At 46.5% G+C, this 19,985-nt stretch carries 20 protein-coding genes; 7 read left to right on the forward strand and 13 right to left on the reverse strand.

The features are described from left to right. Positions 1-89 precede the first annotated feature (89 nt). Positions 90-1,799 (reverse strand): glycoside hydrolase family 13 protein, encoded by a 1,710-nt coding sequence (locus tag KNO98_RS07265; protein WP_214700215.1) that lies wholly within the window; start codon positions 1,797-1,799, stop codon positions 90-92. 213 nt (positions 1,800-2,012) lie between these two features. On the opposite strand from KNO98_RS07265, the gene KNO98_RS07270 reads away from it, so the two are divergent. Together KNO98_RS07270 and KNO98_RS07275 are read left to right on the forward strand one after the other, a co-directional pair. Continuing rightward, on the forward strand, positions 2,013-2,477 hold the full coding sequence (locus tag KNO98_RS07270) for a GNAT family N-acetyltransferase (RefSeq protein WP_214700217.1): 465 nt from the start codon (positions 2,013-2,015) through the stop codon (positions 2,475-2,477). Positions 2,478-2,524: 47 nt separating this feature from the next. Next, positions 2,525-3,289, forward strand: a complete 765-nt coding sequence (locus KNO98_RS07275; protein WP_214700219.1) for a MerR family transcriptional regulator — start codon at positions 2,525-2,527, stop codon at positions 3,287-3,289. A 9-nt stretch (positions 3,290-3,298) separates the two neighbouring features. Here the strand turns inward: KNO98_RS07275 and KNO98_RS07280 are convergent, their stop codons facing one another. From KNO98_RS07280 to KNO98_RS07300, 5 genes are read right to left on the reverse strand one after another with little or no spacing between them, the layout of a single operon-like run. Further along, positions 3,299-3,958 (reverse strand): hypothetical protein, encoded by a 660-nt coding sequence (locus tag KNO98_RS07280; RefSeq protein WP_214700221.1) that lies wholly within the window; start codon positions 3,956-3,958, stop codon positions 3,299-3,301. A gap of 18 nt (positions 3,959-3,976) precedes the next feature. After that, positions 3,977-4,558: a hypothetical protein gene (locus KNO98_RS07285; protein WP_026825044.1), complete on the reverse strand. Its 582-nt coding sequence runs from the start codon at positions 4,556-4,558 to the stop codon at positions 3,977-3,979. A gap of 12 nt (positions 4,559-4,570) precedes the next feature. After that, the gene (locus KNO98_RS07290) at positions 4,571-5,713 is read right to left on the reverse strand and encodes an aminotransferase class I/II-fold pyridoxal phosphate-dependent enzyme (RefSeq protein WP_214700223.1); all 1,143 of its coding nucleotides are present in this window, start codon (positions 5,711-5,713) and stop codon (positions 4,571-4,573) included. Next, positions 5,710-6,561 carry an NAD-dependent epimerase/dehydratase family protein gene (locus KNO98_RS07295; protein ID WP_214700225.1) on the reverse strand — a complete coding sequence of 284 codons (852 nt, stop codon included), beginning with the start codon at positions 6,559-6,561 and terminating at the stop codon, positions 5,710-5,712. Before KNO98_RS07295 ends, KNO98_RS07290 begins: the two co-directional genes overlap by 4 nt. A gap of 13 nt (positions 6,562-6,574) precedes the next feature. Beyond that, positions 6,575-8,491 carry a polysaccharide biosynthesis protein gene (locus KNO98_RS07300; RefSeq protein ID WP_214700227.1) on the reverse strand — a complete coding sequence of 639 codons (1,917 nt, stop codon included), beginning with the start codon at positions 8,489-8,491 and terminating at the stop codon, positions 6,575-6,577. Between the two features lie 399 nt (positions 8,492-8,890). On the opposite strand from KNO98_RS07300, the gene KNO98_RS07305 reads away from it, so the two are divergent. Then, the gene (locus tag KNO98_RS07305; RefSeq protein ID WP_214700229.1) at positions 8,891-9,643 is read left to right on the forward strand and encodes a homing endonuclease associated repeat-containing protein; all 753 of its coding nucleotides are present in this window, start codon (positions 8,891-8,893) and stop codon (positions 9,641-9,643) included. A gap of 47 nt (positions 9,644-9,690) precedes the next feature. Here KNO98_RS07305 and KNO98_RS07310 read toward each other — a convergent pair whose 3' ends face one another. From KNO98_RS07310 to speE, 4 genes are all read right to left on the reverse strand, one after another. After that, on the reverse strand, positions 9,691-10,647 hold the full coding sequence (locus KNO98_RS07310) for a sodium-dependent bicarbonate transport family permease (protein WP_214700231.1): 957 nt from the start codon (positions 10,645-10,647) through the stop codon (positions 9,691-9,693). Between the two features lie 217 nt (positions 10,648-10,864). Beyond that, the gene (locus tag KNO98_RS07315; protein ID WP_026825038.1) at positions 10,865-11,224 is read right to left on the reverse strand and encodes a Na-translocating system protein MpsC family protein; all 360 of its coding nucleotides are present in this window, start codon (positions 11,222-11,224) and stop codon (positions 10,865-10,867) included. Further along, on the reverse strand, positions 11,225-12,106 hold the full coding sequence (gene speB / locus KNO98_RS07320; protein WP_214694652.1) for an agmatinase: 882 nt from the start codon (positions 12,104-12,106) through the stop codon (positions 11,225-11,227). Then, positions 12,103-12,942 carry a polyamine aminopropyltransferase gene (gene speE / locus KNO98_RS07325; protein WP_012727429.1) on the reverse strand — a complete coding sequence of 280 codons (840 nt, stop codon included), beginning with the start codon at positions 12,940-12,942 and terminating at the stop codon, positions 12,103-12,105. Before speE ends, speB begins: the two co-directional genes overlap by 4 nt. A gap of 201 nt (positions 12,943-13,143) precedes the next feature. On the opposite strand from speE, the gene KNO98_RS07330 reads away from it, so the two are divergent. From KNO98_RS07330 to cls, 4 genes are all read left to right on the forward strand, one after another. Further along, positions 13,144-14,082, forward strand: coding sequence for an EAL domain-containing protein (locus tag KNO98_RS07330; RefSeq protein ID WP_214700233.1), 939 nt, complete (start codon positions 13,144-13,146; stop codon positions 14,080-14,082). A 195-nt stretch (positions 14,083-14,277) separates the two neighbouring features. Further along, entirely contained in the window at positions 14,278-15,462 is a 1,185-nt protein-coding gene (locus tag KNO98_RS07335; RefSeq protein WP_214700235.1) for a chloride channel protein, read from the forward strand. Between the two features lie 65 nt (positions 15,463-15,527). Beyond that, on the forward strand, positions 15,528-15,878 hold the full coding sequence (locus tag KNO98_RS07340; RefSeq protein ID WP_026825034.1) for a hypothetical protein: 351 nt from the start codon (positions 15,528-15,530) through the stop codon (positions 15,876-15,878). A 46-nt stretch (positions 15,879-15,924) separates the two neighbouring features. Further along, positions 15,925-17,454: a cardiolipin synthase gene (gene cls, locus KNO98_RS07345; RefSeq protein ID WP_371742769.1), complete on the forward strand. Its 1,530-nt coding sequence runs from the start codon at positions 15,925-15,927 to the stop codon at positions 17,452-17,454. Here cls and KNO98_RS07350 read toward each other — a convergent pair. The 3 genes from KNO98_RS07350 to KNO98_RS07360 form a co-directional block, all read right to left on the reverse strand. Further along, a complete protein-coding gene (locus tag KNO98_RS07350; RefSeq protein WP_251129990.1) occupies positions 17,430-17,963 on the reverse strand; it encodes a TVP38/TMEM64 family protein in 534 nt (177 codons plus the stop codon). The genes cls and KNO98_RS07350 overlap by 25 nt on opposite strands. Positions 17,964-18,026: 63 nt before the next feature. Further along, the gene (locus KNO98_RS07355) at positions 18,027-19,304 is read right to left on the reverse strand and encodes a dicarboxylate/amino acid:cation symporter (RefSeq protein WP_214700239.1); all 1,278 of its coding nucleotides are present in this window, start codon (positions 19,302-19,304) and stop codon (positions 18,027-18,029) included. Between the two features lie 156 nt (positions 19,305-19,460). Next, positions 19,461-19,964: a YwhD family protein gene (locus KNO98_RS07360; RefSeq protein WP_214700241.1), complete on the reverse strand. Its 504-nt coding sequence runs from the start codon at positions 19,962-19,964 to the stop codon at positions 19,461-19,463. Between the last annotated feature and the right edge of the window lie 21 nt (positions 19,965-19,985).

The following is a 19,985-nucleotide window of genomic DNA, read 5'->3' on the forward strand; positions in this document are numbered from 1 at the left end:
ATATGTGTCTCGATACGCTAGAAAGACAACTCCAGAAAAAGACCGCAGGCAATGATGTGCCCGCGGTCTCCCTATGAAAAGTCAAAAGGTTAGCTTACTTTATACACACGGCCTTCGAATGGTTTCAAATGAAGGAGTGTTGATTCAACATCGCCTTCAATCGGCATATTGCTCAAGACGACATCTTTCGCACGAAGTGTTTGATCCATGTCAAACATTGTCTCTTTCGCCGTCAAGTTCGTGACGACGAGGTATTGCGTCTCCCCGAGCGTACGCGTATAAGCATACACTTCCGAGTGATCCGGTAAGACGACGTCATACGAACCGTATACAAACGTCTCGTCACCTTTGCGAAGTTGAATCATCTCTTTATAGAAGTTGAAGATCGAGTCCTCGTCTTCAAGCTGCGATTCGACGTTGATGTCTGTATAGTTCGGATTGATTCCGAACCACGGCTTCTCCGCGAACGTGAACCCGGCATTCGGAGCATCACTCCACTGCATCGGTGTACGCGTGTTGTCGCGTGACGAATTCCACGTGATGCGCATCATTTCGTCATGGCTCTTCCCTTGTTCGACGCCGATATAGTAGCGATTGCGTGTCGCGATGTCATCGTATTGGTCAATCGACTCAAATTTGACGTTCGTCATCCCGATTTCTTGACCTTGATAGATAAACGGCGTCCCTTGCATGAGGAAGTACATCATCGCAATCGATTTTGCGCTCTCTTTCCAGTAACGCTCATCGTCTCCCCATTTTGAGACGGTACGCGTTTGGTCATGGTTTTCGACGTAAAGCGCGTTCCATCCGTCGGCTTCAAGTCCTTTTTGCCATTTCGTCAACACGTTCTTCAAGTGGACGACATCGAGTTTCGAATCGGCATTTTCACTCCATAGGTCCATGTGTTCGAATTGGAAGACCATGTTCATCTTCCCTTCTTTTTCACCGACCCAAAGGTGCGCATCGTCAGGGGATACACCGTTCGCTTCACCGACTGTCATGATGTCATGTTTATTGAACGTCTCGTCACGAAGCTCTTCTAAATAGTCGTGAATTCCGTCCACGTTCATGTGCATCTCGAACGACGGTACAAAGTCGAGGTCGTTCGGGTTTGGCAAGTCGGCGAACGTCGGATTCTTGCGAATGTGGCTGATTGCATCGACACGGAATCCGTCGATCCCTTTTTCGAGCCACCAGTTGATCATATCGTATACCGCTGTACGCATCTCAGCGTTTTCCCAGTTGAGGTCCGGCTGTTTCTTCGAGAAGACATGCAAGTAGTATTGCTCCGTCGTCTCATCGAATTCCCAAGCCGACCCGCCGAAAATCGATTCCCAGTTGTTCGGCTTCGATCCATCCAGCTTCCCATCGCGCCAAATGTACCAGTCTCGCTTCGGATTGTCTTTTGAGCTCTTCGATTCAACGAACCACGGGTGCTCATCCGACGTATGATTGACGACGAGGTCGAGCAACAGTTTCATATCGCGCTGATGCACTTCGTCCAACAAGCGGTCAAAGTCTTCCATCGTACCGAATTCGTCCATGATGTCTTGGTAGTCACTAATGTCATAGCCGTTGTCATCGTTTGGTGACTTATACATCGGACAAATCCAGATGACGTCAATGCCGAGGTCTTTCAAATAGTCGAGCTTATCAATGATTCCTTGGATGTCTCCGATTCCGTCTCCGTTCGCGTCGTAAAAACTGCGCGGATAAATCTGATAGGCGACGGCTTCTTTCCACCAGTTGCGTTTAAGCGTCTTTGTTTGTGTTTGTTGTTCTCGTTGTAAAAGTTGCATGTGATCTAGATACTCCTTATCCCAAAACTCACTGCTCTTCATATATAATCATCTTATCCGTGCTGTGAACTTTATATCATTAGCGCAATCGTTTGCACGTTGCAATAAATTTATCTTACCAAAAAACATTCAATGATACAAAGATGTTTCATCAGCATACTTAACGTGTACCCTACACGATTTTGAAAAGAAATGAAAGCGAGGTGTTTTATCATGTTTCGACCTGCTACACTTCGGGATTTCCCAGCAATCGATCACTTAATTCTGAAGAAAGCGAAAGAGTTTCAAGTCGCCGGGAAGTCACAATGGGTCAAGTATTTAGAGCCGAGCCGCTCGGATTATGTACGACACGATTTAACGAAAGGGTCCGTGTTTGTATATGAACGTGACGCGCAAGTGGTCGGTTCGGTCAGTCTCATCCCACCGACCGATTGGGACCATAACCTATGGGAAAAACCGGACGATGCCGTTTACTTGCATCGACTCGTCACGGACTCAAGTTTAAAGGGTGAGCGGATTGGAGAGAAGTTAATGGAATATGCGCTCTCCCATTCACCCTCAACGATTCGGTTAGACTGTGTTGCAGACAACACCTTCTTGAACGGGTACTATCCTCAGTTCGGTTTCCGTTACATCGGGGAACGGAACGGATTTTCGTTATTTGAAAAACGGGCTTGACCTTGACGTGACGTCAACGTTTACGCTGAAGCTAAGGAGGTGAAGGGATGTACACCATCCAACAACTCGCGGCACTCGCAGGGACGACGACACGAACGCTTCGACACTATGACGCGATTGGTCTTCTCGTTCCCGCTCGCGATGATAACGGTTACCGGCGTTACATGTCGAGCGACGCAGAACGGTTGCAACTTATCTTATTCTACCGAACACTCGATGTCCCCCTCGATCAAATCAGACAATTGCTTGATTCGACGACGTTCGACCGAGTCGAGGTGTTGAGTGAGCATATTGAGGCGTTACGACAGAAAGCGGCTTATTTTGCGAAGTTGGCGGAGACCGCTGAAGCGACCCTCACCTCACTAAAAGGAGGGATCCCGATGGAAGACAAATCATTGTTCAACGGATTGTCTTATGAAGAGATTCAAGCACATGAGGCAAAGCATCAAGATGAGGTAAAAGAGCGGTGGGGGGACAGTTCAGCTTACAAAACCACACAAGAACGGGCGGCGAAGCGCTCGAAAACGGACTGGGAGCGCATGAATCAGATGCAACTCGATTTGATTGCGCCACTCGTCGACCTGTTCCGTTCACAAGTCGCAATCGAGGATGAACGGGTTCAATCGATTGTCAGAGACAATCATTTGTTCATCGACACACACTTTTACGATTGTTCGCTCGACATGTTCAGTGGACTCGGACAGATGTATGTGGCGGATGAACGATTCACTGAATTTTATGACCGCTTCGAGCCAGGTCTTGCTGCCTATTACAACGAAGCCATCCAATATTATTGTATCGTCAACAGTTAAGTCCAAGCCTCAGGCTTGGACTTTGATTTGTCGGTGGTCTGTTTTCATACTATCCATCGTTTCGATGTGTCGACGTAACATCGGTAAGACCGTTGTCAATTGTAGGTAAGGATATGTGGCAAAATTGTCGGTCCCACCTTTATAGATGACCACTCGCTCGAGAACCCGCCATCCTTGTGTGGTCCATTGTTCAAGCGTCGTCTCACAGAACGAAGGCTGATGTTGAATCGCCCAATATGCTTGTAGCTGTCCTTCCGCCATTGATGGACGTATCGTGAGAATCGGACACGGCAATTGATTCAATCGACTCGGCTCAATCGGCCCTGTCTCATGGACAACAATTAACTCTGGGGCAAGTTTTTCAAGCCACATCATCGTCTTATCATCGTTCAATGATGACACATGAATGATATGGTGGGGTGGAATCGATAGATCATTTAGCGGATACCGTTTTCTCACTTCTTGAATACGCTTTTGACTCGTCCAACGCATAAACGGTGTCGCCCACCGAATGTATTGATGGATAAGCCATTCCTTGAGAGACTGCGGTCGATGTTCGGTTGGCCCATCTTCTTGAATGACATGTGTTACTCCCAAATTACGGATAGCATGATATACAAAAACAGACGTATGATGATCACTAATCATGAGCACAATGGGTCTAGTCATCTCCACATCCCTCCACACTTATCGCTTTCGATCCGTCACTTCTTGAATCCCAAGTTCATATAGAGCCCGCTTCCATGAACCAAAACGTCTTGACACTTTTGCCACACTCGGTTTATGAAATTGTTTCGCCCATTTTTGATAAGTAATCGCATTGAACGGGGTTAACACCCGATAGGCCTCATACAACGCTTGCACCATCTCCGCTTTCTCTTTCGCGGGTTGTACCGTGAAATGTTCTTCTTCTAAATGTTCGACCGCCTTTACAGCGAGACTCCATGACCCAAAGTGGGTAATAATATCACCTAATGAAGGGACGTTCCGACCAGCTGCCCATTGTTGATATTGACTGCTCGTTAACTTTCCTCCTTGTATCGATGCGAGCCGAAGCGCTTGTATAAAATCATGAGATTCATAACGCCTTGGTTCTAACAACCCTGACGCTTTCAAGGCACTTGTCCACGTCCCGTATACTTTCAAAATGTCTAGAAACGTGGGGGCGTCTCGATTTTGGCTCCATCGTTGATATTGTGTCACCGTGAGGGAGGGAGTCAGAGATGCAGCAGTTTGAAGCGCTTGAATGATCTCTGCTTCCTTCGTCATATATGTTCCTCCTTACACGCTTTTTTCTTTTATGAAAGAACGTGTATCAAGCACGGTTTGAATCACTTTTTGCTGTTCTCCAATCGTCATATTGGAGCTCGACGGTAAACAAATCCCGTTTTCAAATAATCGACGGCTGACATCTTCTCCATCGACTGTGACATATTCAGCATCTCGGTAGAGCGGCTGTAAATGCATTGGTTTCCACACAGGTCGTGATTCAATACCAGCCCCTGTTAAGTGTTGAATCAATTGATCGCGACTGACGACGTCTCGACCAAGTTGCATCGCAGTCAGCCAACGATTCGCACGCGAATACGGAACCTCTTGTTGGTACGTGACATCCATTTCTGAAAACATGCGTTCATATCGTTTAAAGACATTGCGTCGCGCACGTACCCGCTGTTCGATGACCTCTAACTGTCCACGACCGATACCTGCCGAGACATTACTTAAACGGTAGTTATAACCTACTTCCTCATGCTCATAGTGCAACTCATTCTCCCTTGCTTGTGTTGCGAGTTTTAACGCATGTTGACGTTGACTGTCAGAGCCGAGCAGTAGCATCCCTCCGCCTGATGTTGTGATAATTTTATTACCATTGAATGAATAAAAACCGATGTCTCCAATCGTACCGGTCATTAGACCTTGCCACGTTGAACCGAGTGACTCTGCGGCATCTTCAATCAACGGGACCTCAAATTCCTTACAAATTTGACGAATCTCACCGATTTTTGCGACCACCCCATATAGATGAACAACGATGACTGCTTTAGGTAATCGCCCTTTCGTAGCAGCTTGAACGAGTGCTTTCCGCAAAGCCTCCGGAGACATGTTCCACGTCTTATCTTCTGAGTCAATGAAGACCGGTGTTGCTCCGACGTAAAGGATTGGATTGACCGAAGCGACAAAAGTGAGTGTCTGACAAAAGACGAGATCGTTCTTCTCTATCCCGAGCGTCATCAAGGCAAGATGTAGCGCCGCCGTACCGGAGCTAGTTGCCAACATATGCGTATGATCGGTGTACTTTCCAAGTTCGTCTTCAAATGCGTTGACGTTCGGACCGAGTGGCGCAATCCAATTACTCGAGAACGCCTCCTCTACATAGATCATTTCTCGACCGGACATGTGCGGCTTTGATAATAGAATATTCATGTGCTCATGTCCTCCTTCATCATCGTTTGATAGGTGTCGTACCATTCAATCAATTCCTTCAACCCTTCATATAAGGATGTCTGAGGGTTAAAACCAGTCATAGCTTCTAGCGTAGGCAAATCTACTTCGTGAAACACTTGATCACGAACCGGAAGCGTCAGGTTTACCGGATGATGCATCAAATATCCAACTTCAGTTAATAACGTTTGAACATGGACATAGTCGGAAGCGTTAATTCGAAACTGCCCAACGAGAGTCAAATCTGATTGAATGAGCCGTAGAACTCGAACGACTGTTTCAACCACATCATCGATATAAGAAGCTTTCACGATATCCGTTGCATAGTAACCAACCATACGATGACCTTGATCAATAGCGAGCACTGCTTTTGAGAACAACGTAGTCGAATCGTCCCAAGGGCCGTAAACATCTTCTGTCACGAGGTGCAGTGCCGACGAGGAATGTCGTGTATCTTCGATTGGAAGGTCGAAAGTGATGAACGATGGGGCGGACACCCTATTTTTTTGACTTCTGATCAATTGCTTCACCTGTTCAAAGCGTTCCATCTCCCTCCCTGTATAAACACTTGAAGGTCCTCCACATAAGATGACGTGATTTGGCTCATACATCGTCATGACTTGACGCATATTCGGCCTGTGTGAGGTATCTGTTCGAATGAGATGAAACATTGGGTGAGACAATACGTAGAGTCGTTGCTTTGAGAGTTGATGTTTCGCTTGTCCTTCGTCATCGATCCCGATTACTTCGTAACCTTCTTTTAATAGACGTCGAGCAATATGAAATCCTTTAAACGTTGACACACCGACCACCATGACACGATTACTCATTGCACTCCCCCCTTTAATTTCCATCGGCGACGCGGATCCGCACTTGCTGGGCTGGGATGAATTCAAATCCACTTGCAAAGATTCGTTGCAAATCTCCATCAATATCATCGCTGTTCGCAACAAAAAGTAAGGCATCAGTCAGTGCTGCACTATTGTCTCTAAAGTGTTCGACTAACCGCAAAATAGGAGTCGCTGATGTGAATGGACGCGTGCAACCGACAAAGATTTTAGGGAAAATATTTGCCTCTGGGTCCAGTTCATTGGTAGCCAGTAACTCTTCGTATAATTTTTCGCCTGGACGGATGCCCGTCACTTCAATCGGAATTTGATCGGTGGTAAATCCACTGAGTTCAATCATTTTCTTGGCCAAGTCGATGATTTTTACCGGATTGCCCATATCAAGCACGAAAATTTCACCGCCTCGTGACAACACACTCGCTTGAATAACGAGTCGACTCGCCTCAGGAATCGTCATAAAGTAGCGTGTCATCTCTGGGTCGGTTACGGTGACAGGACCGCCTCGTACAATTTGCTCTTTAAAAAGTGGGACGACGGACCCACGACTACCGAGTACGTTACCAAACCGAACGACCGCGAAGATCGTCTCGCTCGATCGTGATTTTTCTTGAACAATCATTTCTGCGATCCGCTTTGTCGACCCCATGACGTTCGTTGGATTCACCGCCTTGTCGGTTGAAACCATCACGAATCGATCAACTCGATATTTGGAGGCAACATCAACCATATTTTTCGTTCCATACACGTTGTTTTTGACGGCTTCTAACGGATTGTCTTGCATTAATGGGACGTGTTTATGAGCCGCTGCATGGTACACAATTTCAGGACGATACGTCTGAAAAACATACTCGAGGCGCTCTATGTCCTGCACGTCTCCGATGACCGGATGAAGCTTCGTCTCAAGTCCAAGACCGCTCAATTCTTTTTCGATTAAATAAATACTGTTTTCACCATGTCCGAGAAGAATCATCTCGGCAGGTTTGAACTTGATCAATTGACGGCAAAGTTCTGAGCCGATTGAACCCCCAGCTCCAGTCACTAGAACGGTTGCGCCTTCTACATGTTTCGAGATACCAGAAATATCGAGTTGGACGGGTTCACGTCCCAGCAAGTCTTCAATCTTCACTTCGCGGATTTCGTTGATTGAAACATTTCCAGTCGCAAGTTCCGATATCATCGGTAAAGCGTGGGATTCAACGCCTGTCTTCTCAATTCGTTTTAACAACTCGATTCGTCTTGTGTACGACAAGCTAGGAATCGAGAGAATCACAACTTCAATTCCTTGATCTTCGATGATTCGTTCTAATTCATCTGTCGTTCCAAGAATCGGAACACCATGAACGTATAACGACTCAAGCATCGAATCGTCATCGAGTATGCCTACTACGTGAAGTACTGTTGTTCGATACTCCTTCAATTCACGCACGATGAGTTGACCTGAGTTCCCGGCCCCGATGATGAGTGTTTTTCGACCTTTGGGAGAAGCATGTAGTTTAAACGTATGCAGAACATGGTTTCGTGCTAATACACGAGTAAACAGAATGAAGTTAAACGCAAGCAAGCCTTGAACGGCAATCATTACCCCAAGTCCGCGCCCAAATTGAATTTGATTGTAAGCGAATAAAATCAAGTCACTGCTAATCAACGCAATCGTCACTTGTTTCATTTCATGAATGGATGCGTAACGCCAATCGATTCGGTGAATTTTCAAAAGCATTCCGACGAACATAAAACTGATCATCTTGATGGATACCATCAGCATCAAATCGTAATTCGTTGCCGTATAAGGCATCACTCTCGAGAACAAAATATCAAACGTCATGTATAACACGATTGAAACGATTACAATGTCGACACAGAAAAATAGTAAGTTTCTACGATTTCTCCGATATACGCTAACGAGTGTAGCCATCGTTTACTGCACCTCCAAATGTCTAAGTTGTTTGGTCTTGTTGGGTCATGGATCGTGCGAAGAATACGTTGATGATAGTAAACTACCCGAGTCGTTGTAACAAATTTAAGGATAATTCGAGCTTTTTGTTATTAATGAAATCGCTGTAACAAATAAGTTTACAAAGTTATTCTCACTATTTCATTCACATAATGAATAATTTCCCACCTAACGGGAATGGAAAGAATAAACCAAATAAAATTGGGTGTTGTTGACAACTGTGTTTTGATTGAAAAGGAGGTACATGCAACGCATCGCTGTTCACTTCTGTACGACCGTTCTGACAACATACATGTTCATTCACACCAAGAGACCTTCTAAGACGCCTGCTAGCGTCCCTACAAAAGGAGAGACACCAAGATGAAAAAATGGACACGACCTCAAATCGTACAAGCTTTGCAACTCGCTGCCCAAGAATACTCAGAACTCGATTCCAAACAATACAGTGTTTGGTCACATGACAAAAATGTTCCTTCCCTTTCTACCGTCATTCACCAATTCGGATCGTGGCGTGAAGCTCTCGTTGCCGCACAAATAAAGCTCTCGTTCCATTATTATTCAGACGAAGATATTCTACTCGCATTAAACAAAGCTGCAGAAGAACTCACTCTGTTCACGAGTCAAACGTACCGAGAATGGTCAAAAGTGACGCGTTCTCCTTCCCTCACACTTATCAGTAGTCGTTTTGGTTCATGGTCGAATGCACTTCGAGAGGCCAAACTTCAAACGACGGCCGCTAAAAATAGTGAAGAACGAATCATTCAAGCCTTGATTGAAGCGTCTGAAGAGCTCGAACGCTTAACGTCACAACACTATGCAGTGTGGGCACAAGAACGTGGCTATCCGACAGTCGCCACAATTGCCCGGAAGTACGGTTCTTGGAGCTATGCACTTTTCGTGTTGGACATCGCTCCACCAAAAAGAAAATGGGATGAAGAGGATGTCATTGAAGCGTTGCGTCTTGCGAAAAAAGAATTATCCCACTTCAGTATCCTCCATTACCGAAAATGGGCTGAAGGACGGAACGTGCCGAGTACGTCTACGATTAATGTCCTATTCGGAAGCTGGACTGCCGCTCTCAAATGCATGGAGACACAAAAGATTACGCAATAATCCAAGATGAGACATGAAAAAGCGCCGACTAATAAGTCAGCGCTTTTTCATGTGACGATTGCGATATACATTGGTATTCCGATTAATAAGTTGAACGGGAAGGTGATCGCGAGAGACAAGGTCAAATAGAAGGATGGTTTCGCTTCTGGGACCGAGGCTTGCAGCATCGCTGGAGCAGCAATGTATGACCCACTCGCCGCAAGTGTCATCAGAAGAATCGTCCCTCCATCGGACAGACCAGCGACTCCTGCTGCGACAAAGCCGACAAGTGCTCCAATCAACGGGAAGAGTATTCCCATGATGACGAACTTCAGTCCGTACGTCGACACCGTCTTTAACTGTTGTCCGACTTTGACGCCTAACCCTAATAAAAAGAGGAGCAACACCCCTGGAAACAAGTCTACAAAGAATGGCTTGAGCGGAGTTGCGTCTGGTGTCACGAGTCCTACGACAAGACCTGCAAGCATCAACAGAATACTCTTTGAGAATAAGCTATCCCGTAGCACAGACAATGAGTTTGTTTTGCTGGATGTCGCCGTGATGCCCAAAACTTGTATCTGATTATATAGCAGTAACGCTACAATCAAACCTGGGATTTCGAGGACAACGACCAGTGTCGTCATGAACGGCTCATATCCAATCCCGAGTCGCTCAAGTTGCGTCGATGCAGCCACATATGTCACGAGTGAAACGGAACCGAACGTCGCAGCCATCGCAATTCGTTCATGGAATGAAAAGTTGAGCATTCCTCCGACGAAAAACGCGAGAATCGGCAGTGAAATTCCAATCAAAAGCGTCACGGTCAGCGGTAACGCAATCTCCTCAAAAGATACCGAGGCGAGTCCCATGCCACCCTTTAGCCCAATGGCGAGTAGTAAGTAAATGTTTAGCGTCGTGCTCAGCGAATCGGGAATCTTGAGATTTGATTTTCCGACTGCGGCGATGACCCCCGTCACAAACAGAAGCACCGGGGCGCTCGTCAATAAAAATAAAAACAATTCCATACGTCTTCCTCCTTGGCGACAAAAAAGCGCACACCTAAATAGGCGTGCGCTGTATGCCGACGGCTCGAACAATCGCTCCGTCAGGCCGACAACTGTCGGTTATTAAATTGGTCAGTAGCTCCGTAACAAGATTTCGAACAGCACGCTTCATGATGACTCGTCCAGTCGCTCCTATATACGTCTCTGACTCTCATTTTAAAAAGTCATGTTCCCGTTGTCAATCGGTTTGATCCCAAGGCGCGTCCAAACGAAACACAATCAGACGCTCTCCCGTTTTCGTACTGATGTCCGTATGGAGAGAGACGATCGAGCGACCAAGTACTTGCTCGACGATGGACTCGAGTTGAGTGCGTCCCGCTTCGACAAGATTGTTGCGGTATTTCTTTAATTGTTCGCGACCTGACGACTTGGTGGCCAAATCATACTCGGCCGGCGTCAACACCCCTTGGAGTGTGACGATGGCGAGGTCTCGAAGCAGGTCTGCCTTACACGTCAATGATCCGCGACCCAGGTATTCTTTCTCCCATTGGGTGATGCGGGCGCTCAGTTCCATTTCCAGCTGACCTTTTTTCCGCATTTACTTCACGAATCCAATCATCATCTCGCGAAGAATCTTAGCCGCCGCGATGGCCGTCATATCCGACTGATCATATGCCGGTGATACTTCGACAAGGTCCGCTCCGATGATGTCGAGGTCCGCATTTGCGATGGCGTGTACCGCTTCTAACAATTCTTTCGTCGAGATGCCACCGATTTCTTGTGTGCCCGTACCTGGTGCTGCCGATGGATCTAAGACATCGATATCGATGGTGACATATACTTTTTTCCCAGCGAGTGTCGGCAAGACGCGCTTGAGTGGCTCGATCACCTCAAACTGGTGCATATTGTAGCCAACTTCACGTGCCCATTCGAACTCTTCTTTCATCCCTGAACGAATCCCGAACGAGTAACAGTTCGATGGTCCAATCAAGTTTGCCGCCTTTTTAAGTGGGGTCGAGTGCGAGAGTGGCTCGCCTTCATACTCATCCCGAAGGTCCGTATGCGCATCCAAGTGGATGATGACGAAGTCGTCACCATATACGTCGTGCATCGCTTTGATAATCGGCCATGTGACGAGGTGTTCGCCACCCATTCCGAGTGGGAACTTGCCCGCCTTGACGACATCTTTGACGAATGCTTCGATGAGGTCGAGCGACTTTGGTGCGTTCCCGAACGGAAGTGGGATGTCTCCTGCGTCGTACACCGCAGCATCAGCCAAGTCACCGTCTAAATACGGGCTGTATTCTTCAAGGCCGATCGACACTTCACGAATCCGGTTCGGACCGAAACGCGAGCCCGGACGGAAACTAACCGTCCAGTCCATCGGCATCCCGTAAAGAACGGTCTTCGCCTCTGTCACCTCTGGGAGACTGGCGATAAACACTTTACCTGAGTATGCTTCATCGAAACGTTTGATCATTTTGTCAAATCCTCCACGAATTTTGGAAGGACGAATGCTGCATTATGAAGCTTCGGTGTATAGTATTTTGTTTCGATGTCATGGAAACGCTCCGCTGATACTTGTTCAGGGTCGTACTTCTTCGAACCGATTGTGAACGTCCACATGCCGCTCGGGTACGTTGGAACATTTGCCGTGTACAATTTCGTAATCGGGAAGATTTCCTTCACGTCACGTTGAACCGTTTGGATGAGTTCTGGCGTGAACCATGGGTTATCCGTTTGTGCGACAAAGATGCCATCCTCTTTGAGCGCCTTCGAAATCCCTGCATAGAACCCTTTTGTGAAGAGGTTCGCTGCTGGTCCGACCGGTTCTGTCGAGTCGACCATGATGACGTCGTACTCGTTTTCAGACTTAGCGATATGCATGAACCCGTCACCGACGATGACTTCCACGCGAGGGTTATCCAGTTCCCCTGCGATATTTGGTAAGTATTTCTTCGAATATTCAATGACTTTTCCGTCGATATCAACGAGAACAGCTTTTTCCACTGATGGGTGTTTCATAATTTCACGAATAACACCGCCGTCTCCCCCACCGACAACCAGTACATGTTTCGGATTCGGGTGTGTAAAGAGTGGGACGTGTGCGACCATCTCGTGATAGACGAATTCGTCCTTATCCGTCGTCATGACCATCCCGTCAAGTAACAACATCGTTCCGAACTCGTCCGTTTCGACCATTTCTAGTCGTTGAAACTCCGTTTGTTCGCTCTCATAAACGTGGTTTACACGGAACGTGATTCCGTAATCTTCTGTTTGGTGCTCCGTAAACCATAATTTTAATTTTTGGTCCATCGATAGAACCCCTTTCTGTTCAAAAAGTTGTTCGTATGCGAGTGGCGTTTTGAGGCGCTTCTTATTCATACGATAGGAAGTATACAAAACCTGTACCCATTTTGCACGATTTTTTTGCGAAATGTATCTTGAATGTGAGTTTTTTGTGAGACGTAGCCGATATACTGAATGAACTAATTTTGAATGGAAAGGTGGAATACTATGTGGTCACCCTGTGCTTCCTGTAACACAACGGTTCCTTTAATTTCTCAAGGGGAACTCATCACAAAAACGAAAGAATATTCTTATACATCATTCGAAGAATTAGATGCACTTCTGATGCACGTTGAGGGTACCGTATACTGTGTCGACAATCAATCGAACAGTCAAACGCCTCCACTCGAGGTCGAGGTGTTACGCGATCAACTCGCGCATCGTCATATCATTGATCAAATTCAGCACGGAACGTTTGAGAGCCACCTTCAACCGATTATCTTCCTCGATTCTAAGGAAACGTTCGGGTATGAGGCACTTCTCCGTAGTGGTGCTTCTATTTCACCCGGTGACCTATTCCGAACGGCCAACCGGTTTGGGTTGCATTCGAAGCTCGATCAACGTGCTCGCGCCGAGGCGATTAAAGCGACGTTCGAAGCCGTAGCTCCACATCAAAAGACGTTTATCAACTTTTTACCATCGACGATTTATAATCCGGACTATTGTTTACAACATACGTTCGATATCATCGATCGATATGGACTCAGCCCAGACCGCTTTATATTCGAAGTCGTAGAGACGGAGAAAGTACATGACGTCGATCATCTTCAACACGTTTTTTCAACGTATAAACAACGGGGGATGAAAGTCGCATTAGATGATGTCGGTGCAGGTTTCTCTACCATCGATATGTTGAAACGACTCGAACCAGACTATGTCAAAATCGACCGCTCTTATATTTCATTTTGTGATGAAGATGCCGAGAAGCGGTCCTTCCTCAAAAAAGTACGAGCTTTGACCAATTCGATGGGAATCACGCTTCTTGCCGAGGGCATAGAACGTCTAGAGGAGGCAGATGTCTGTCGTGAGCTCGGATTCGATTTGGCACAAGGGTATTTCTTTGGAAAACCGGCACCTGCGAATAAGCACACCTTTGAAATTGCATAAGTAAACTTCTTAACGAGGAGTGTAGGCATCGACCTTGTCGAAACCCTGCACTCTTTTTCGTTTTTCTATGATGAGTAAATGCCTGCCGCCCATTCCTTCCTCTTTATTTCATTAATTTTTAGGTTTCGGTCAGAGGTGTTCAGGAGATAGCATAATTATAGAAGATTGATGCGGGCGAAAGAGGTGAGTATGTAGATGAAATCATGGATTGTCAGTGGCTATGCGATTGTACTCGGAATTATCATCGGCTTAGTGAGTTGGCTCTTCTTATCCGTCGTCTATAAAGGGATTCATTTTGTATGGCATACGGTCCCTGAACAATTTGATGTTCGGTTGTATCTATTCCTCGTCCCGGTCCTCGCCGGGGTGTTGATCGGTCTTTTGCAACACCGTTATGGTCGGATGCCGCGCCTCATGCCAGAAGTACTAGAAGAACGGAAAGGGACCGGCCGTATTGACTACCGCTTGATCGGGTTCACGACATTGACCGCTTTACTCGTCCTCATCGGAGGGGCAAGTTTAGGACCTGAAGCGGCACTCGTCGGCATCGTCGGGGGGCTCACGACATGGTTCTCAGAGCGCATCCGCTACGTGCGCCAAGAATTAGGTGAATTACAAGAAGTCGGTCATGCGGTCGTTCTCGGGATTGTCTTCAACGCGCCACTCTTCGGCGCGATTGCGGCTGAGGAAACTGAGCGAAAGAAACAACCGATGCTGAACCTTCTTGCTACACTCGCTGGAATCGGAACGTTCTATCTACTCAATCAACTCGACGAACGCCCACCGTTTATCATTAAATTCCCAGCGATTGAAAGCGTCCAAATCGATTGGTCAATTTTATTGATTGTCCTTGGCGGTATGATTCTCGGATGGCTCTACTTAGTCAGTGAACATACATTAATGCGACTTTTTTCAAACATTCCTATTTTATTGCTCACTACGCTTGGCGGCATCGGAATCGGGGGAATGGCTCTCCTCTATCCAGACTTACTCTTCTCTGGTGAAGAAACAATCCTTGAGTACGTAGATGAGTGGCAACTCATCCCGCTATACACACTTCTCCTTTACAGTGTGTTAAAACTGCTCTTTACGGCATTCTGCCTAGCTACCGGTTGGCGTGGCGGTCATATATACCCACTTCTTTTTTCTTCGTTCACCCTTGGCTATTTTTTCAGCCTCTTATTTGAGATTGATATGACGTTTTCCGTCGTCCTCACGACGAGTGCCTTACTTGCGACAGCTATGCGACAACCGTTGGCGATTATCGTACTACTCGTACTTTTTTTCCCACCGAATAGTTGGCTTTATATATTTGCGGTCGTAGCAATCGTTTCCAAAATTCCATTGCCGTCATTTATGCACTCTCCAGTGAAAGCTTGATTTTAGAAATAGGAAAAAGGGGAATAGATGAATAGTTATGCAGTCTCTCGAAAGGAGGAACGGTTGTGAGCGAATACGAAATGGCCATTGAAAACCTAATTGACGCAGTTAGCTCAGATTGGATTAGCATTATTCTAGCTATTTTAGTCGTGATTATGGGGATTGTCGTCTTCGTTTATGTCGTCATGACAATCGTCGACATGTTTTTATCCAAAGATATCGTCTGGGGAATCGTTGAAGTCATCGCTCTATTCGTCGGACTAGCCGTGTTATTGTCCGTCTTCTATTACTGGAATCGGAATCGGACAAAAGCACAGTTCGGTCTCTTCCTCGTCTTGTTCTCTCTCGCAGTGAATGTGTACTTCTTTGTCCGTTACGCGGATGAAATCAACGCTGTTCTGAACAGCGTGTACTAAAAACGAGGGGATGCATCCCCTCGTTTTCATCGTTTCTGGAAAGGTGGTGTTTCGTTTGAAACGTCGTGTCATCCAATTGATGATTATGGTCATCAGTGTCATTTTGCTAGTCAGTCTCTTTTTTTGGCTGGATATCCTTATACCTGTTTTAATCGGCATCGCCATCGTCGCACCGCTTGTCGTCGGTTGGCAGATTCTATTTGACCAAGTACAGCCCCAAGGAAAGCTCGCCTGGTTACTTACCGTGTTCTTCATCCCGTTCATCGGTGTGTTGGCGTGGGTCATGTTCGGACGCACTCCACGTCGTCATCGACGCTTTAAACGGACGTCATCTGAAATTCGGATGCTAAGACAAGCAATCGAGAGCGAAAAAATTGAGACCTCACCTGAGATCGTGTCCGCCTATCCGTTGACACGAACACTCGAAAAGTTAGGTGCGACCGGTGCGAACGGACATACCTCGACGAAGCTTCTCGTCAATGGTGAATCGAAATTTGAGACTTTGTTAGAAGTCATCAACAATGCAACAGATCATATTCATATTCAGTACTATCTATTTCGAACGGATGAGATTTCTTTGAAAGTCCGAGATGCACTCATCCAAAAATCAAATGAAGACGTGACCGTTCGTTTTTTGTATGACGGACTCGGTAGTCAAGAAATCGGAGAAGACTTCATTCAACCGTTACGTGAATCACGCGTTCACGTCCAGGCGTTCGACCCGGTCTTGCACCCTTATCTCGTCTTCAACGCGAACTTCCGAAATCACCAAAAACTGATTGTCGTGGACGGTCAAATCGCTTTGACCGGTGGATTAAACGTAGGAGACGAATATCTCGGTAAAAATGAGAAGCTAGGCTTTTGGCGAGATACCCATTTACACCTTGAGGGACCACTCGTCCGAGAACTCCAACAGCTCTTCGTTGAGAATTGGTTATATGCGGGTCAAGGTACGATGGATGAGACATGGGACTTGTTCGCAGACGAAGAACATCTATCTCGGTATTTTGTGAATGAACCGAAAGGACAAAACGGCGCGACGCAACTTCTCGTCACGTCACCCGGGAAAGATGTCACGATTCGTGATGGACTCATGCGCTTGCTCATGGAGGCTAAAGAGTCCATCTGGCTCACGACCCCTTATCTCGTTCCACCACCTGAACTGTTGGCGATTCTCGAGGTCGCCGGTCGTAGCGGGATTGATGTAAGAATCGTCGTACCGGGGAAAGGCGATGAATGGTTCAGTTTTCATGCTTCCGAATATTATTTCGAACAGCTGATTAAGCGAAACATTAAAATTTATAAATATAATCGACATTTCATCCATGCGAAAACGCTTCTAATTGATGGCAAGGTTGCCCTTGTCGGATCGGCCAACTTTGATTTTCGAAGCATGTTTCTCAACCATGAGATGACGATTGCCCAATTCGATACGACATCCATACAAGAGCTTCACGACACCTTTTTAAAGGATTTTGAAGAATCGATTTTGATTGACTGGACCATGTTACGAAAAAAGACGACGAGGAAACGTTTCGTCGAGGCGTTTTGTCATATCTTTTCGCCACTCCTTTGACGCATTCGCCAAACGAGGTATGAAACGGCAACGAGTCCGACGAGGAATAATTGCCATCCGATTGTCAACTGCATCGCAGCTGTCACGGCAAGTCCTTCGATGATCAAAGCGGGCACTTTTCCAATCGTACTCGCGACCGCGAACGATGTGAGTGTCATACGACTGAACGCTGCCGATAACGTAACAAGACCAGACGGGACGAACGGCATGAAACGCATCCCGAGAACGAGAAACCATGCTTCGGCTCCACCAGACTCTCGGAGGCGTCGAAATCTGCTACCACTCGGGGATGTATAACGGTGTAGTGCTTTTCGGTAAAGAATGAAGCTCACGATGGCGCCGATCGCCTCCCCGATAATCGATACGAAAATACCCGGTACGAGACCGAGGACGCTAATATTGATGGCTGTTAGAAAAGCACTCGGTAGGACACCGGCGACCGCGATCACACTATTCAGTAAAATACTGATAATCAAAAATAAAGGGAGCGGGAGCAATTCCCATTCCATAACGATCACTCTTTCTATGCACAAAATAAGGACCATGACATGTCGTCATGGTCCTTCACTATATCATAGTGATGAAGAAGACGTTGCGCCTGTTTCATCCCACGAGTCTTCGTCGACTGGTGGTAAATGTTTTTCTTCCAATTTCGAAACGACGACCGCACATGCCGCATCCCCCGTGATGTTGACTGATGTGCGAAGCATATCGAGAATACGGTCGACCCCGATAATGAGGGCGATTCCCTCTACCGGTAAGTTGACCGACTGAAGGACGAGGGCAAGCATGACGAGCCCGACTCCTGGCACACCTGCTGTCCCGATGGATGCGAGGACCGCTGTGATGACGACCGTCAACAACTGAGTCATCGTTAAATCAGAAGCAAATACTTGTGCGATGAAAATCGTCGCAACCCCTTGCATGATTGCCGTCCCGTCCATGTTGACCGTTGCCCCGAGTGGTTGCACGAATGAAGAAATTGAACGCGGGACACCAAGTTTTCTTTGTGCCACTTCCATAGAAACAGGAAGGGTCGCGTTTGATGAAGACGTCGAGAAGGCGAACGTCATCGCTTCATAGAAGTTTTTGAAGAAGAATACAGGACTCATCTTCCCGATGAAGTAAACGGCTGCTCCGTATACAATGGTTGCATGTAAGAATAGCGTCAAGACGACGGCAATCATATACCATGCCATCGCAACGACCGCATCGAGACCGATGCCTCCAATCGCAGAAGCAATCAATGCGAAAGCGCCGTATGGTGCGAGCTTCATGACAAGATGAATCAAATACATCATGATACGATCACCTTGTTTGATGAATTGACGCCACGTCTTCGCCTTATCCCCGAGAGCAATTAATGCAAATCCAATCAATGCCGCAAAGACGATGATTTGAAGCATGTTTCCTTCAGCGAGTGCCGTAATCGGATTTGTCGGAATCATATTGACGAATGTCTGTACGATATTTGACGATTCCTCGGTCGCTGTTGATTCAAATTCAAGACCTGTTGTTTGGAAGTCCCCACGCTCCCCTGGCTGTAAGACAGATGCGACACCCATCGCTAACATGATGGCGAGTGCTGTCGTCGTCAAAAAGAATAAAATCGATTTCGTCCCGACTCGGCCTAACTCTTTCGGATCCCCGAGACCCATGACACCTAAAATAATCGAGAAGAAGACAATCGGTACGACTAACATTTTAATCAAATTCAAGAAAATCGTTCCAACCGGAGATAAAATATATGGATTCACAGTTTCATAAATATTATCCGGCAATCCCGCCAATCCTAGACCAACTACAACACCTAGCGCGAGACCGATTAAGATTTTTTTCGTTTCGCTCATCGTATCACCCTTTCTTTTTTTCACAATGTAGTCAGTATATCATAATACTGAATTTTCATACAATTACAAATGAATATCTCTTCAGTTACAAAATTCCCTTTTAATACCAAAAAGTCGAAACAAAAAAGATTGGAGACGAAAATTCGTCCAATCTTTTTACTCAGCGCTTAAGCGCTCGAGCTCTGCATGAAGTTCAGTCGACTGTTCCCAAATCTCGGGGCGATGTTCCTGTAAGAAATTTGCTAATACGTCTCGGGACGGAGCGTCCATCATCTCGATTAAAATCCGACCCTTCAACGACTTGTCCATCTGATTGACGTGATATGGCAATAATTTATAGCCGCGTCTCGCTTCTAAGTCAACCAACATATCACATGCTGCAATTCCACCGTAGTAAAAGCCTTCTGGTTTTCGACCGACTGTGACCCACACAATCCAGTACAGTTTCCCGTTCGGTACCGCCTCCCGGTCCGTCAAAAACTTAATGCGTTTCTCAATGGCAGACTTCGCATGCATTGCGCCCATGTCGATTGTCGCTGTGCCCGTCTCGACATCGATAATCACCGGGGACATGTTATTTAAACTAAGCGAACCGACACCAAAACCACCATGCCCGTCCGTTGCATCGTCTGAAATAATATTAAAATTAATGTCTTTCATGTTCCACCCTCCCTCTCTACT

Origin of the sequence: Exiguobacterium sp. s57 (assembly GCF_018617685.1) — a bacterium.
In the GTDB taxonomy this organism is placed as follows: domain Bacteria; phylum Bacillota; class Bacilli; order Exiguobacteriales; family Exiguobacteriaceae; genus Exiguobacterium; species Exiguobacterium marinum.